Below are 16,411 nucleotides of genomic sequence, written 5' to 3'. Positions count from 1 at the left end.
TATGAAAATACGAAATATAAGCATAGCTATATTGGGCATACTTCCTTTTCTTGTGAGAGGTCAGGCTCCGGAGAAATATAATCCCAATGTAAAAGAAATAATAGTCATCTGTAAAACTCATTTTGACATAGGTTTTACGCATCGTGTAAAAGATATCGTCAATTATTATCAGACAGATATGATAGATAATGCGTTTAAGGCAATGGATGCTTCCGGAGATCTTCCGAAAGAGCAGCAATTTGCATGGACGCTTCCCGGGTGGGTATTGTCGAAGACGATGGAGGATTGGGACGGACAGAATCCTGAACGGAAAAAGAAGCTGGAAGAGAAGTACAGATCAGGACAGATCATCTCTCATGCATTGCCATTTACTATCACATCTGATATCTGCGGATTGGAAGAGATGGTGAGAGGATTGGGCTTTTCTTCTGCGTTAAGCCGTAAGTATAACCTACCGCTTTCCCGTTCCGGTAAACTGACGGATGAACCATCGCATACGGGGGCTTTGGCTACGGTTCTGGCTAATGCAGGTGTTAAGTTTTTACATATTGGCTGTAACTGGCCCAGTGGATTTGTTAAAACTCCAGGGCTGTTTTGGTGGGAAGGTCCTGATGGATCCCGTGTTCTAACCCTGTATTCTCCTATCTATGGAACCAGTTACGGCCTGTATCCTGAAGCATGGACAAGCCCTGACGATCCGATGATCGGGAAAAACCTGATACCGGCAAAAGACTGGCCTTATAAAGTATGGCCCGCCATATTAGTTACGGGCGATAACTCCGGACCTCCTACTGGCGAACAGATAAAAGCCATGTTTGAAGAAATAAAGGCAAAGATGCCCGGTGTTGATGTACATATGGGTACGATGGATGATTTTTATGATGCAATGATGCAGGAGAATCCTGTATTGCCCGTCGTAAAATCGGCTATGCCGGATACTTGGGTACATGGAGTGATGTGCGACCCCGGAGGTGTTCGTTTGTCACGTGAAGTCCGTTCACTTATTTCTTCAGCAGAGACATTGAATACACAACTTAAATGCTGGGGTGTTGAAATGCCGTCTGTATCTAAAGAGGTTGCAAATGCGTATGAAAAAATTGCCTTGTACGGAGAACATACCTGGGGAGGTTCCAAAGCGATAAGTGCTTATGGCGAAGCATTCCGTAAGTTGCCGACCGAAGAATATAAAGATCTGGAAGCATCTTGGGAAGATAAGACCGATTATATCCGTGATGCGTCTGAAATTACGCAGGCTATAGCAACGTCCGATCTGGCTTGTCTTGCTAAAAATGTGAGACGGAACAGTACCTCTTATGTCGTATATAATCCTTTACCTTGGGTTCGTTCCGGATTGGTGAAAGTTGGTAACCGGGTGATGTTTGTGAAGGATATTCCTTCCTGTGGCTATCGGACTATCCCGGTGGACAATCCGGACGAGAGTATGCATGAAAGTAAATCAGCTTCCATAGAGAATGAATTCTTTAAAATAACATTTGATCCGGAGAAAGGGGCTGTCTCTTCATGGCTGGATAAACAGACCGGACGGGAATGGATAGATAAAAATGCCTCTCACGGATTCGGACAATATATGAATGAACGGTTTACATTTGAACAGACCCTGGATTATACGATGACTTATCAACAGGGACGGGCAAAGGATTGGCCTCACCCCGGAATGCATAAGCCCGGGATGATCTCGGAGAAAGAAGTTTCTTATCGTGCTGCTTCCCCGAAGAACGGTCAATTGAAAGTTACGGCCAACAGTCTTGTTCAAACGGCAGAGTTACAGATGCCATCCGACCGGTCGGCTCATTTACCGGCAACGGTCCTCCGTGTTTCTTTGTATAAAGGGCAACCTTATGTAGATATGGAAATAACCATACAGGATAAGGAAAAAGATAACTGGCCGGAAGCGGATTGGCTTTGCCTTCCCTTTAAAATAAAGAATCCGGAGTTTAATGTGTATCGCCAGCTGGGGGTAATGAATCCGGCTACCGATATTCAGCGGGGAGCCAATCGTCATTTATATGCCGCCGAGCACGGACTTACGATAACAGGACCGGACGGGGCTGGTATCGCTGTTTGTCCTCTGGATCATCCGTTGGTCAGTCTGGGAGTACCTGGTTGTTGGAAATATTCGGACGATTATGTTCCGGAGAAACCTGTTGTATATCTGAATCTTTATAATAATCAGTGGAATACCAATTTCCGCTATTGGTATCCCGGTACATGGAGTTCACGTGTACGCCTGTGGACTATAGAAAATAGTACTTCTGGAAATGCTAGAAATCAGGACTTTATAACACGTGCCTTGGAGGCACGTAATCCTTTATTGGCAACTGTTGCTGAAAAGAATGGGGGGACCCTTTCTCCCGTTCAATCGGGGATAGAATTGTCTCGTCCGGGAGTGATAGTAACTGCGTTTGGTGAAGATCCGGATGGAAATGCAGGTACACTTTTACGCGTTTGGGAACAGGCGGGAATTTCCGGAAAACTGACAGTGACATTGCCTAAAGGAATGAATGTATCTGTGGCAGAACTTGTAAATTTACGTGGAGAAAAGACTGGAAAATATATATCTATTGATTCTGGTAAATTAGAGTTGGAACTGGGTGCGTATGCTCCGGTTAGTTTTATATTGAAGTGATTTGTTGTATAGTTTTAGTTCCTATGTTTATAAAGTAAATCAACTTTATAGACATAGGAATTGATGTAATATGAAGGTTATATGATGAAAAAAGTTCTTTGTTTAATTTATCTGTGTTGTTTTTGCGTTAATTGTCTGTCATTGCCTGCGAAAGAATACCATGTTTCAATGGTTGGAGATGACAGTAATAATGGATCTGAAAAATCCCCTTTCCGGACAATAGCAAGAGCTGCCCGGGAGGCTTATCCGGGTGATGTGGTGACTGTCCATGCAGGAGTGTATCGTGAACGGGTGATACCTCCGAGAGGTGGTGTTTCAGATGAAAAACGTATTGTTTATCAGGCAGCTCCTGGTGAAATAGTTGTGATAACGGGTTCTGAACCTGTTACGGGGTGGCAAAAAGTACAAAACGATACTTGGAAACTAACCCTTCCTGATTCTTTTTTCGGAGAGGTAAATCCTTTTGATGAGCAGATATATGGAAGTTGGTATCATGGGAAAGGAAACCCCAATCATACGGGAAGTGTCTATCTGGACGGGAAACGGATACAGGAAGCTTTTTCATTCAAGCAAATATTGGAACCAATAGACGGACAGCCTTATTGGTATGCGGAAACGGACGGAAACGGTGGTCCGGTGTTGATGAACTTGGGCTGGATTTGTCCTGCCGGGGGAGAGAAGATGACTTCTGTACAAGCCTCTGTAGAGGGGGGTGACCAGGCTATTTGTTATAAATGGGGTTCGCCCGATGCCGGTTGGCCTTTCGGGTATCTGGAAGATGGTTCTGTCATGTATTTCGACGATGTTGATTTTGGAAAAGGAACGGATTCCCTTTCTTTTGAGGCGGCAACGTTGGTCAAGGAAAGCTTGTTGGAGGTAAGACTGGGAAATGCAAACGGTGAGTTGCTGGGAACGTATCTTGTGACCAATACCGGTGATTGGGAAACATTCTCGGTTTTTCATCTGAAGATGGCGCGGAAACTGTCCGGGAAAAACGACATTTGCCTGGTGGTCAAGGCTCCGAAGGCTAAAGAGAACGGAAAAACAACGATTTGGGCTCAATTCCCGAAAGGGATGGATCCGAATAATACTCCTGTTGAAATATCCGTCCGCCCACAAGTCTTTTATCCGGATAAAACCGGTATCGACTACATTACGGTTCGCGGATTTATCCTAGAGAATGCAGCGACCAATTGGGCTTCCCCTTCTGCTGAACAACCCGGTCTTATTGGCCCGCGATGGTCAAAAGGATGGATTATTGAGGATAATATAATCAGGAACTCACGTTGTTCCGGGATTTCGTTAGGGCGTCCTACATTCGGGCATTCGCATCATTATCAGGAGTTACCTCCGCGTGTGTATGCTGATCCCGATGGAGGGCAGACGGTAGAAGAATTGCTGGATTATTTTGAGAATGCATCCTGGAAAAAAGAGGCTGCCGGTTTTCATGTCATTCGCAATAATCATATTTATGCATGCGGCCAGGCTGGAATCGTTGGGTGTAGCGGCGGAGCTTTTTGCCGGATAGAGGGAAATGAGATACATGATATCTGTATGGGGGAAACCTTTACCGGTGAAGAGGTAGCTGGTATCAAACTGCATTTTGCAAATGATGTGGTTTTGAAAAACAATCATATCTATCGTACGATACGAGGTCTCTGGTTAGACTGGGGAGGACAGGGTGCCCAGGTTATAGGGAATCTTTTCCATGATAACGACCAGACGGAGGATATTTTCATTGAAGTCTGTCATGGACCTATTCTTTTGGCAAATAACATCCTATTGTCGAAGACATCTTTGAATATCGGAGAAGGGGTGGCATGTGTACATAATTTGGCTCGTGGAACTATTTCTGCCCATGGCGATGGTCGCCATACCTATTTTTATGAACCTCATGGGACTGTGTCGGCTGGAAAGATAGAGAGCAAAGGAGGTGATCTGCAATGGTACAATAATCTGCTGATGGGGCAGGCTTCATTCGGAAACTGGAAGGAGTTCCATTATCCGGTCAAGTACGATGGGAATATCTTTTTGGAAGGTACTGTCGCTGCCTCTTCGGATAACACGGCATTGACGGATTCTATATTCCAACCGGACCTTCAATTGGAAGAGAGGGCGGATGGTTGGTATTTGTCGATGAATGTCTCTCCGGATTGGCAGAAGCATGGGAAACGAAAACTCGTTACGACCGGTATGCTGGGAAAGGCGGTTGTCCCCCAACAGGAGTTTACGGATCCCGACGGAAGCCCGCTAAAGGTTTCAACTGATTATTGGGGGAAGAAGCGCAAGAAGTCGGCTCCTTTTCCCGGTCCTATAGAAGTGGAAAAGCCGGGTAAACAGGAATGGAAGATTTGGCCTCGGCTTTGATACCGATATGGATGTTTGGCATAGTAGTGCCATCATGCCAGCACTATAGTGTCACCCGCCTTCACATAGTAGTGTCAGTACCATTAGCACTACTATGTGAAGACGGGTGATATTATAGTGCTACCAATTGTATTTCCTGTTATCGTAGATCTGATATGCAAAACAATGTTAAATATTGACTGTCGAATCACGGAAACTATAACGGTATAGTATCCTTAATATAGATTCGGTAATAATGTAATGTATCATTTATAGAAAAAATACCACGAATGCACAAAATGGAGCAGTTATCAGACCAACAGTTAATGAGGGAGATCGTGTCTGATAACTTTAAAGCTTTCACAGAGCTTTACAATAGATATAAACATACTCTCTTTCAGTTTGTCATCCGGCTTTCGCACGGCGATTATTCGATGGCAGAGGAAGTTGTGCAGGAGACATTTATCATTATCTGGGAGAACCGGAAGAAGATTGTGGTTGAATTTTCATTTCAGGGTTATCTGAAAAAGGTATCCCGTAACCTGTTCCTGAAAGAAACGGCAAAACGTATTCAGGAACAATTGATGATCTCACAGATAGAGAATGTCAGGGTAGCCGAGAATTGTGTGGAGGATGAAGTCGAGTTGAACCTGTTGCTGGAGGAAGTGGAGCGTATCATCTCCATGTTGCCACCCGCCAGACAAAAAGTATATCGTTTGAAACACATCGAGCATCTTTCGCAAAAGGAGATAGCCAGCCTGCTGGGTATTTCGGAAAACACGGTGGAGAGTCATCTGAAACAGTCGACGAAGTTCCTTACCCAGATGCTGAGAGCGAACAGGGGTGACCTGCTGAATGGTATAGCTTTATTACTTTATCCTATTTTTTCATTCTTATTTTAAAGAAATAACTATGAGCAGACAGATTGAATTATTAGATAAATTCTACGACAATAAAGCTACCGAAAGTGAGAAACGTCAGTTAGCCGGGCTGTTGAATGATCCAGACAGGTGGACGGATGATTTTGATGAAATATGGGATCATTCCTTCGGTCATATGCCTGATTCGGTAGACGAGCGGATTTTTAAGGCTATCACAGCAACGGTCAATCCTGCAAAGATAAATATCAGAAGGTTTTTTATGCGTATGGCTACCTGCGCGGCAGTTTTCGGTGCCGTTGCCATATCATTGTTCTATTGGAACGAAAACCGGTTGTTAACCAAATATAATGATATGACCGTAGAAGTAGGTCACGGACAAAAATCGGACATTTCCCTGCCGGACGGCACAATAGTCCATCTGAATGCCGATTCCAAACTGCGTTACGGCAGTCATTTTAACGGGAAACAGCGTCAGGTAGAACTGACCGGTGAAGCCTATTTTGATGTAGCAAAGGATGCCCAATCTCCTTTCATTGTAAAAGCCGGCGATATTCAGGTACGTGCTTTGGGGACTTCATTTAATGTCCATGCTTATCCTGATGATGAAAATATCACGACTTATCTGGCAGAAGGTTCGGTTATAGTTTCATCGCCGGACCAGTCCTTTAATTTAAGTCCGGGGGAAGTGGCTGTTTATTCGTTGGCAGATACCCGGATGACAAAGAAACAAGAGGAGGATGATCGGTTGTTTATCGCCTGGATGAATAATGAAATGGTATTCAACGATGAGCCGATCCTGAATATTATCAAACTGCTGGAGCGTAATTATAATGTGAAGTTTGAGATTAAAAGCGATAAACTGAATAGCGTTACTTTCTCCGGTACACTGAAAAATGCCAGCTTGCAATCAACACTATATGCTTTGCAATTTACATCTTCTATCTCTTATAAGAAAAAAGATGACGTGATAGAACTCTATAGTGATTAACCTTTTAAATTTTATCGATATGACGTAGAAAAAACACATGTATGCAAAAAGGGAAAGTGCTTGCAACACCTTCCCCTCCATTAGTCAATCAAGAGAGTTGAATATTCGCAAGTAGTCACTCTCTGGTAATTAACCATTTAATACTACACAAAAGTATGAATAAAAAATCAGAAACTATTTCTTCCATTATTCAAAAAAGAAAGATTATGAGAAAAGTAGGGGCTATATGTTTGTCTGCCTTTCTCACAACTTCAGTATTTGCACAGGTAACTGTCAACGTAAAGCAACAAACGATCAAGCAGGCGTTACGTACTATTGAGAAAGCCACAGATTACCGATTTTTTTACAGTAATCAACTTCCTGATTTGGATAAAACAGTATCCTTTGAAGTCAATAATCAGTCGATAGATGCAGCTATGAGCCGTCTGCTGAATGGGACTGGACTAATCTATGAGAAGAAAGATAACAATCAGATTTATCTTGCTGTAAAGAAAGCTGGTGCCAATCCCTTAAGAGTCTCCGGAACCATCGTCGACGATAATAACGAACCGATTATCGGTGCCAATGTCTCGATAAAAGGGACTACAACCGGAACAATAACGGATGTGGACGGAAAGTTCAATCTCGAAGCCTCTCCGGGCATGACTTTGCTGATTTCATATATCGGATATGCAACCAAAGAAGTAACGGTAAGTAATCAGACTGTCTATAAGATAAAAATGCAGGAAGATACACAGACCCTGGATGAAGTGGTCGTAATTGGATATGGTACGCTAAACAAACAAGCGATAACCGGTTCTGTTACTAAAGCGAATATTGATACTTACCGAGATGTACCGACAAACAATATTATGGAAACGCTTAAAGGTTCGGTTCCCGGTCTGAATGTCGGAGGTGTGAATAAAGCCGGTAGTGTGGCAGGATTCAGTATACGTGGCCAGAATTCAACCCGGGACGGTGGTAATAATCCGTTGATCGTATTGGATGGAGCTATCTACGACGGTTCGTTGGCAGACATCCCCTCTGAAGATATCGAGAGTTTTACGGTTTTGAAAGATGCCAGCGCTGCGGCTGTTTATGGTAGCCGTTCGTCGAATGGGGTTATCCTGATTCAGACGAAGCGGGGTAGAAGTAAAACTTCTAAGCCGGAGTTCTCAGTGAATTTGTCGTATGGGATAAGCAATGAATTGAAACGTTTGAAAGTCTATGATGCACAGGGATATCTTAAAAAATTGTTAGATGTGCGTGAGGCTAACGGATTGGATGCCGATCCTGAGAAGATAGCTATTTATCTCCAACCGGAAGAAGCTAACAATTATAATGCCACTTCAGACCATCGTCCGACCTTTAGCGATCCTTATGAATTGTTCCGTCAGAATGCTTATAATTTAAAGGCTAATGTCAGCATATCCAACAGTTCGGATTTTGCCAATTATTATATTTCAGCGGCACTGACCGACCAGAAAGGTGTTGTCATGAACGACCGTTATAAAAACTTTTCCGGACGTGTCAATATCGACAGCAATTTGACAAGCTGGCTGAAAGTGGGAGTAAAAACAAATTATAGTATTCGCGATTATTCCGGCGACTCTCCTTCGATGACTAAAGCGGCACAATTCAGTCCGTATGCCTCTTTATATGATGATGAAGGCCGTTACCTGCAATATCCGCAAACAACGACTTCTTTTGAAAGTCCTTTCTGGAGTATGAAGACCGATGATACGGAAAAATACAATATCCTGGGAGCTATCCTGAATGCTAAGATAACCGTTCCCTGGGTGAAAGGATTGTCTTATGAGATGGTTTATTCGAATACGTTACGCTGGTCGGAGAAATATTATTTCTATGACGAATATACCACGACCGGCCAGGGGAAAAACGGTAAAGGTGAACGGAAGCATGAGAACAACTATAACATGTTGTTGGATAACATGATAAAGTATAATAACACCTTTAATCAAAAACATAATGTCGATGCAACCTTCCTGTACTCGCGGGAACGTCGCACCTGGGAAAGTACAACTGCCTATGCTGAAAACTTCGATAATACGATTTTAGGTGATAACAAACTGGAAGATGGAAAGAAACAAACGGTAGACACCGGTGCCGGTGAAAGTGGTGCGATAGCTTGGATGGCACGGGGTACTTATACTTTTGATAGCCGTTATTCTATTACAGGAACGGTTCGTCGTGACGGTTGTTCCGCGTTTAGTGTTAACCGGAAATGGGCGACATTCGCTTCTGGCGGTTTGAACTGGAACATTTCCAATGAGTCTTTTATGAAAGATGTTGAACCTATTAATAATCTGGCTCTGCGTGTTTCATACGGCTCAAACGGTAACCAGTCGATTGACCCTTACAGTACGCTGGCTAAAGTGGGAACTAATAAGTATATTTTTGCCGGAGACCCTTCTTATTCGATTACACAGGGCATCAGTTCGTTTGCCTTGAATGATCTGGGATGGGAAAAAACAACCGGATTTAATACGGGAATTGACTTCTCTCTCTTGAATAACCGTCTCTCCGGTAATGTCGATGCCTATTTTACCAATACGACGGATTTGTTGTTTAGTTTGTCATTACCTTCTGTTTCCGGTAAAACATCTATGTTATCTAATTTAGGAAAGATTAGAAACAAAGGTGTGGAGATTGGATTACATTCGGTAAATATAGAATCGAAAGACTTCAGATGGACTTCTGATTTTGCTTTCTCCCTGAACCGGAATAAAGTGGTTACTATTTATGGCGAAGATAATGATGGTGACGGAAAAGAGGATGACCTGATCAGTTCCGGTTACTTTATCGGAAAAACATTAGGTACTATTTACAATTATAAAGTAAATGGCATGTGGCAACAGGAAGATGTGGACAATGGTACAATCATGGAAGGTATGCGTCCCGGTGACTACAAGTTGGAAGATGTGGATGGTGATGGGAAAATCAGTTCCGACAAAGACCGTCAGTTCTTGGGTACTTCTAAAGAAAATTTCCGTTGGAGTCTGACGAATACGTTTGATTATAAAGGATTCTCCCTAATGATTTATATTAATTCCATCTGGGGTGGAAACGGTTACTTCCTGTCAGGCAACAATACGCCCTATTATGATGAATATATAAACAGCGGAGCCCATAACCGGACTGTTTTCGACTATTGGACACCACAGAATACGGGAGCGAAGTATCCCCGTCTGGACTATAATTCAAATGCACGATACAAGGGTACCAAATATATGGACCGCAGCTTTATTAAATTGCAGAAGGTTGCTTTAAGCTATGATTTGTCTCCTTACGTGAAACCGTTCGGATTTAATAACATGCGTCTGTCCCTGAGTGCAGACAACTTGTTCACATTCGCGCCTCATTGGGATGGATTGGATCCTGAGACGGATTCCGGATTGAAGATTTCATCTTCTCCTTCTATCCGTACATATCAAATGACTTTATTGTTTAACTTCTAATCTGATTAAAAATGAAAGTAATAAGACAACTATTTATAGGATTGGTACTTGCCGGGTCCATGACTTCATGTTATGATTTATTGACAGAGGTACCTAAGGACTTCTTAACACCGGAAAACTCATATACGGATAGAAAAGGTTTTGAGGCAGCCCTGGCGAATATCTATTTGAGCATCAGGAATGATTTTTATGCCAATACGGATAGCTGGCAGAATTATGACCTGATGGGGGTTGATGTAGATTTGAACAGTCCTCGTTCCGGTACGGATACATATCCGGAATATTTCTACTGGAATACATTGAATGCTGATAACGGATTTGCTAAAAAATGGTGGCAGCGGTTATACGGATATATTTACAGTTGTAATGTGATTATCAACCGGGCAGAAAGTTCGCTTGTAAAATGGAATTCCGAAGAAGAAAAGAATGCGGTTGTAGGGGAAGCGAAATTCTTACGTGCGTTCGCCTACCGCTTTTTGGCTAATATGTGGGGAAATGCACCTGTCGTTTTGGAAGAAACAACTTCTCCCCAATTTAATTACCAGAGTGTGTCGCAGGAGGAAATCTATAAGCAATGTAAAGAAGATTTATTGTTTGCCATCCAGTGGATGCCGGAAATAGATAGCCAAAAAGGAGGAAGAGCCTCAAATGTAGCGGCCCGTCATCTGTTATCGGAGATTTTGATTTGTATGAAAGATTATAACGGTGCGGTGGAACAGGCTACCGCTGTTATTGACAATCCGTCGATGTCTTTGATGACGGAGAGGTTCGGTAAACTGAAAGATTTTACATTCGAAGGTTATGACTACCAGGGAGAGAAAGAACGCTGGGGTGACGTATACTGGGATTTGTTCAGAGAGAATAATTTTAATCGAATTGACGGGAATAAGGAATGCATCTGGAATGTACAGTTTGATGTAGAACTGGAAGGAGGCGGAAATGTGGGTGTCTCCGGAGGAAATTTTGTTTTGGAACGTTGGATAGGAACAATGTGGTGGAACTTGAAAGATGCCGATGGCAATCCGAACTGGTTGAAAGATGTCTTAAGCGGACGTCCGGTAGATCAGATTTCCATAACAGATTATGCTGCCAATCAAATATGGCAGTACAAAGGAGATTGGGAGCGTGATATGCGTAACTCCAAATATAATATGCGGCGTGAATATTACTGGACAAACCCGAATAGCCGTTTTTACGGTCAACTGATGACAGAAGAGACGTTAGGCAATAAAGAAGACTTATTCCGGGTTACTCAACCTATTTTTATTAAAGTCGTTACCGCCCAGCATCACGGACAGTTCAAAGATGCCACGAGCGGAGAAACCCATGACAATGGCCGTATTTATAAAGACTGGTATATTATGCGTCTGGCAGAAACCTATTTATTGCGTGCCGAAGCAAACTTGCTGGCCGGAAAAGCAGATGCTGCTGCCGCAGACATAAATGCGGTACGTAATAGGGCAAACGCAACTCCGGTAACAGCTTCAGATGTAAATATTGATTTGATTCTGGACGAACGTGCCCGTGAACTCTATATGGAAGATTTTCGTCTGAATACCCTGATGCGAATGAATAAACTGGTCGAATACCTGATGAAATATAACCCGAAGGTTATCCAAGCCGGGTATAAATTAGATGATCATCTGAATAAATTACCTATCCCCAATTCTGAAATAGAAGCAAACAAGGAAGGTGGTTTGATTCAGAATGACGGATATTAAAATTTATTCGTTCCTTTGTAGTACATATTGAAAGAGGGTGTTGTGGCAGCGTCCATTGCTTGTACAACACCCTTTTAATTAGGCAGATGTTGGTAGTATGAAAAGAAATATCATGAAAAGAGTAAATTTGTTATTGTGTGCCTTATTACAACCCTTATGGATTTGTGCACAAACGATGTTGCCATTGACAAGCCCTTCGGAAACATTGAAGGCGGATATCCTGGTGAATGAAAAGTCTGTACGGATTGCATTGTCCGACAAGGGGGAGAAAGTCATGGAAGCGAAAACATTACAGCTGGAGCTGAAAGAAAACATGTTAGCCGGAAACTGGCAGGTAGCCGGTCAGACGAGAACTTCGGTCGACCAGACCTGGCAACCGGTTTACGGGGAACGTTCGCTGGTGACAAACCGGTATAACGAACTGGAACTTTTATTACGCTCCGATCAGAACCAAAAAGAAATGACCCTATTCGTCCGCTTGTATGATGAAGGGTTGGCTTTCCGGTATGCCTTCGATAAGCTGGATTTCTGGAATTGTACGTTGACTGCCGAAAATACGCAGTTCCTCTTTAGCCGCGATTGCGATACCTGGGTGACCGGTATGGCGCAAGGCGCTTATGCTAAAACGAAACTGAGTGCGCTGAAAGGTGTAGGAGACCGTCCGCAGGTGATACAGGTAAACGACCGGAAGTTTGTGGCAATCGGCGAAGCTGCCTTGGTGGATTATTCCCGCATGAAGCTGGGCAAGAGTAACGAGGGGATAGGTGTGCAGTCTGTCTTGTCCGGTCATGTGAATCTTGATTTAGCCGGTTACCAGTCTCCCTGGCGTTATGTGATGGTGGCCGACCATCCCGGACAGTTGGTGCAGAACAATGATTTGGTGTTGAACCTGAACGAACCGAACCAGATTCAGAATACCAGCTGGATTAAACCGGGAGAAGTGCTCCGTGAGGTGACTTTAACCACTGCCGGCTCTTTTGCCGCCATCGACTTTGCCGCTGAAAACAATATCGCTTATGTCGAGTTCGATGCCGGCTGGTACGGTGCGGAAGAAGATACGCTTTCGGATGCCACAACCGTTATCGTCGACCCGGCGCGTTCCAAAGGACCGCTCGATTTGCCGAAAGTGATTGAATATGCCAACGCTAAAAACGTAGGGATCCTGGTCTATGTAAACAAAAAGGCCTTGCATAAACAGTTGGATGAAATCCTTCCGCTGTATAAAAAATGGGGAATCAAAGGTATTAAATTCGGTTTTGTAAATGTCGGCGACCAATATTCGACAGCCTGGCTGCATCAGGCAATCCGTAAAGCGGCCAAATATGAACTCATGGTCGATGTTCACGACGAATACCGTCCGACCGGTTATTCCCGTACCTATCCGAACCTGATTACGCAGGAAGGTATCCGCGGAGATGAGGAAAGCCCGAACTTGAATCAGTCGGTTTATACATTGTATAACCGTATGATTTGTGGAGCCGGCGATAATACAAACTGTTTCTTTGCCGAAAGGGTCACGGAAAAGATGGGCGGTCGTGCGGCTCAATTGGCTAAACGTATTGCCATTTACAGTCCCTGGCAGTTTATTTTCTGGTATGACCGTCCTTACAAGGCTCCGGCACGTGACGGAGGTGCCGGTTCAACCGAATCGGTGATTAAGACGGATGCCATAACCGACTTTTATTGTTCGATTCCTGTTGTATGGGATGATACCCGCTTCTATGAAGGGGATATGGATTCGTATGCGGTAGTTGCCCGCCGTTCGGCATCCGACTGGTATGTCAGCGTCCTGAATGCCGGCGATAAACGGCAGGTTACCATTCTGACAGATATGTTGAAATCGGCATCTCGTTATAAAGCGACCTTGTATTACCAGCCGGGTAATAAGAAAGATGTTGTTCGCGTAAAAGAACTCAAATGGCAGGAACAAGACCATTTGACGTTGGAAGTGGAAGGCGATAGCGGATGTGTGTTACATCTTACGCCCTGCAAACGGGTGGAAAAGAAGTAATAATCCACGTAAAAAGCAACTATTTACTATTTTTTATAGTGATAGTTGCTTTTATTTTTGTGCTGAATGTAAAATAGTAAGTATATAAAAAGGATAGATAGATTATGAAGTTGAAATATCTACTTTCTGTGGTAGCTCTTTGGTTGGGTGGAACTGTCTTTGTATATGGGGCGGACGAATCTCATGATTCACCGACAACGATTACGGTTAACCCCGGAACTACCTCTTTGCAACAGGCCATTCGTAGAGCTTCCGGGCTCACGGGGGATGTTGTCATAGAAATGAAGGGAGGCGAGTATCGGACGGAAAAGACTATTGAAATAGGGCAAGGAGCTTGGAACTCATTACGGATCAGGAGCCGGGCAGGGGAGCATGTCTCTGTTTCGGGAGATAAGGTGATTCCTTTGAACCGGATAAGGCCGGTGAAAGACAAGAAAGTCTTGGCCCGTTTGCAGGAGAGTGTTCGAGGGAAGGTTATGGAGGTCGATTGTCGGGGTATTGTGGATACATTGGCGAATATTCACCCTTCCGGTTTCGGGCGTAAATCGTTGCCTTCGTGGTCGGAGTTGATTGTTGATAAGGAACCGCTCCATCTTTCACGCTGGCCGAACGATTCAATGGCGTTGATCGGGCGGGTGGACGTGTCTGGTGGCTTGGAAGATAAAAAAGCCGGACGGTTACCTGTATTCCATTATCAGGAAGAACGTCCGTCGCAATGGAAATCTACGGACAATATATGGATCGGCGGTTATTTCGGATATGGATATGCCGATGATATGATTCCTCTTCGGTCGATCCGCGCAGAAGATTCGACCATCCATGTGGGAATGTTTACCACTTACCAATTCTTTACGGGGGCGGATTTTCGCCGGTGGTTTGCCTTGAACCTATTGGAGGAAATAGATCGGCCAGGCGAGTTCGTGATGGACCCGTTAAGCCGTAAGTTTTATTTTTTGCCGGATGGGGAAAAGTCCTCTAACGTATGCTTGACTGTTTTGGAAACACCTGTGATAGCGATCGAAGGATGCCGTAATGTGACTATCGAAGGGATTACGATTGAAAATAGCCGGGGTATAGGTGTTTATATGGACAACACGGAACATGTCGTGGTACAGGGATGTACGATCCGTAATCTCGGTAACGTGGGTGTCTGTATCGGGAAGGGGACGGATTCTTCGGAGAAACAGAGTCCTCTCCACAAGCATGCCATGGAAGCCGGTGGCGAATTGTGCGGGCGCGTGATCGGGGATATGATGGGAAAGATTTATGAAAACACGGTGTTGGATAGGCAAGCGGGAAAGCATAATGGCGTGAAAGATTGTTATATCTATAATACCGGTGCCGGGGGTGTCAGCCTGGGAGGCGGGAATCGTCTGACGCTGGAACGTTCGGATAATTTTGTGGAGAATTGTAAGATATCCCGATATAACCGTATTGAAAAGTCATACCGCCCGGGTGTTTGGATGGATGGCGTAGGAAACCGGGTTACCCGATGCGACATATCGGACGCTCCCAGTATGGCTATTTTGTTTCATGGCAATGAGCATGTAATTGAATATTGCGACATCACGCAGGTGTGTCAGGAGGTAGACGATCAAGGGGCTATTTACTATGGTCGTGATCCGTCGGAAAGAGGAAATGTGATTCGTTACAATTATTTCCATGAGTTGAGTCCCCGTCATCGGGTGACAGCCACCTATCATGATGACGGAGCCTGTGGAAGCGAAGTCTACGGAAATATTTATTTTAAAGCAGGGTCTCTGCCTGTATTGATTGGCGGAGGGATGGACCATCATTATTACAATAATATTTTCATCGATTCGCCGACAGCTATCCATATAGACAATCGTTTGCAGAATTGGGCGAAGAGTATGCTTGACAAAGGAGGAATTTATGACGAGCGTTTTCAGGCCGTTAATTATACGCAACCGCCTTATAGCGTGGCTTATCCCGAACTGGTGAATTATTGGCAGGAAGACCCCGCTTTCCCGAAGCGGAACCGGATTCATGGAAACCTGTTTTATAAGGTAACGAATGTCCTACGTGGCAATAGCCAATGGGGCGAGTTCTGGAACAACTGGACGACCAATGAAGATCCGGGATTTGTAGATGCTTCCGACCCTTTGAAGGGATTTAGGAAAGGGGCGGACGTATTTAAGCGGATCAATGGATTTGAAGAGATTCCTTATGATAAAATAGGTTCTACGCTTGAATAAATGAAGTTGTCGTATGAAAAAAATAGTTCCTATGTTTAAAATCGGAAAAGACGGATAGCACGAGATAGCACTACAAAAGCTATACCATTTTAGTTAACTTTGTATTGTATCAAATTCATTATTAACTAATAACGATATAGCTT

8 protein-coding genes are annotated in these 16,411 nt (G+C 43.9%); all 8 read left to right on the top strand.

Translation table 11 applies throughout. The features are described 5' to 3' along the window. Position 1 precedes the first annotated feature (1 nt). A complete protein-coding gene (locus NBH15_RS09890; RefSeq protein ID WP_250822579.1) occupies positions 2-2,647 on the top strand; it encodes a glycoside hydrolase family 38 N-terminal domain-containing protein in 2,646 nt (881 codons plus the stop codon). A gap of 141 nt (positions 2,648-2,788) precedes the next feature. Then, positions 2,789-5,014 carry a carbohydrate-binding protein gene (locus NBH15_RS09885; protein ID WP_158579632.1) on the top strand — a complete coding sequence of 742 codons (2,226 nt, stop codon included), beginning with the start codon at positions 2,789-2,791 and terminating at the stop codon, positions 5,012-5,014. Positions 5,015-5,283: 269 nt separating this feature from the next. Continuing rightward, positions 5,284-5,895 (top strand): RNA polymerase sigma factor, encoded by a 612-nt coding sequence (locus NBH15_RS09880; protein ID WP_128133070.1) that lies wholly within the window; start codon positions 5,284-5,286, stop codon positions 5,893-5,895. A gap of 10 nt (positions 5,896-5,905) precedes the next feature. Next, positions 5,906-6,862 (top strand): FecR family protein, encoded by a 957-nt coding sequence (locus NBH15_RS09875; RefSeq protein WP_250822578.1) that lies wholly within the window; start codon positions 5,906-5,908, stop codon positions 6,860-6,862. Between the two features lie 206 nt (positions 6,863-7,068). Next, positions 7,069-10,320: a SusC/RagA family TonB-linked outer membrane protein gene (locus NBH15_RS09870; protein ID WP_250822577.1), complete on the top strand. Its 3,252-nt coding sequence runs from the start codon at positions 7,069-7,071 to the stop codon at positions 10,318-10,320. A gap of 11 nt (positions 10,321-10,331) precedes the next feature. Continuing rightward, a complete protein-coding gene (locus NBH15_RS09865) occupies positions 10,332-12,041 on the top strand; it encodes a RagB/SusD family nutrient uptake outer membrane protein (RefSeq protein WP_250822576.1) in 1,710 nt (569 codons plus the stop codon). Positions 12,042-12,153: 112 nt separating this feature from the next. Then, positions 12,154-14,052: a glycoside hydrolase family 97 protein gene (locus NBH15_RS09860; RefSeq protein ID WP_250822575.1), complete on the top strand. Its 1,899-nt coding sequence runs from the start codon at positions 12,154-12,156 to the stop codon at positions 14,050-14,052. A 104-nt stretch (positions 14,053-14,156) separates the two neighbouring features. Beyond that, positions 14,157-16,268 (top strand): right-handed parallel beta-helix repeat-containing protein, encoded by a 2,112-nt coding sequence (locus tag NBH15_RS09855; RefSeq protein ID WP_233566722.1) that lies wholly within the window; start codon positions 14,157-14,159, stop codon positions 16,266-16,268. The last annotated feature ends 143 nt before the right edge of the window (positions 16,269-16,411 follow it).

The organism is Parabacteroides caeci (assembly GCF_023656795.1).
Lineage (GTDB): Bacteria > Bacteroidota > Bacteroidia > Bacteroidales > Tannerellaceae > Parabacteroides > Parabacteroides segnis.
The sequence above is the reverse complement of the archived record's forward strand: the minus strand, read 5'-3'. Positions and strand labels throughout refer to the sequence as shown.

Coding starts and splice junctions, on each gene's coding strand:
- NBH15_RS09890 (WP_250822579.1), top strand. CDS start 2: ATGAAAATACGAAATATAAGCATAGCTATATTGGGCATACTTCCTTTT.
- NBH15_RS09880 (WP_128133070.1), top strand. CDS start 5,284: ATGCACAAAATGGAGCAGTTATCAGACCAACAGTTAATGAGGGAGATC.
- NBH15_RS09875 (WP_250822578.1), top strand. CDS start 5,906: ATGAGCAGACAGATTGAATTATTAGATAAATTCTACGACAATAAAGCT.
- NBH15_RS09870 (WP_250822577.1), top strand. CDS start 7,069: ATGAGAAAAGTAGGGGCTATATGTTTGTCTGCCTTTCTCACAACTTCA.
- NBH15_RS09865 (WP_250822576.1), top strand. CDS start 10,332: ATGAAAGTAATAAGACAACTATTTATAGGATTGGTACTTGCCGGGTCC.
- NBH15_RS09860 (WP_250822575.1), top strand. CDS start 12,154: ATGAAAAGAGTAAATTTGTTATTGTGTGCCTTATTACAACCCTTATGG.
- NBH15_RS09855 (WP_233566722.1), top strand. CDS start 14,157: ATGAAGTTGAAATATCTACTTTCTGTGGTAGCTCTTTGGTTGGGTGGA.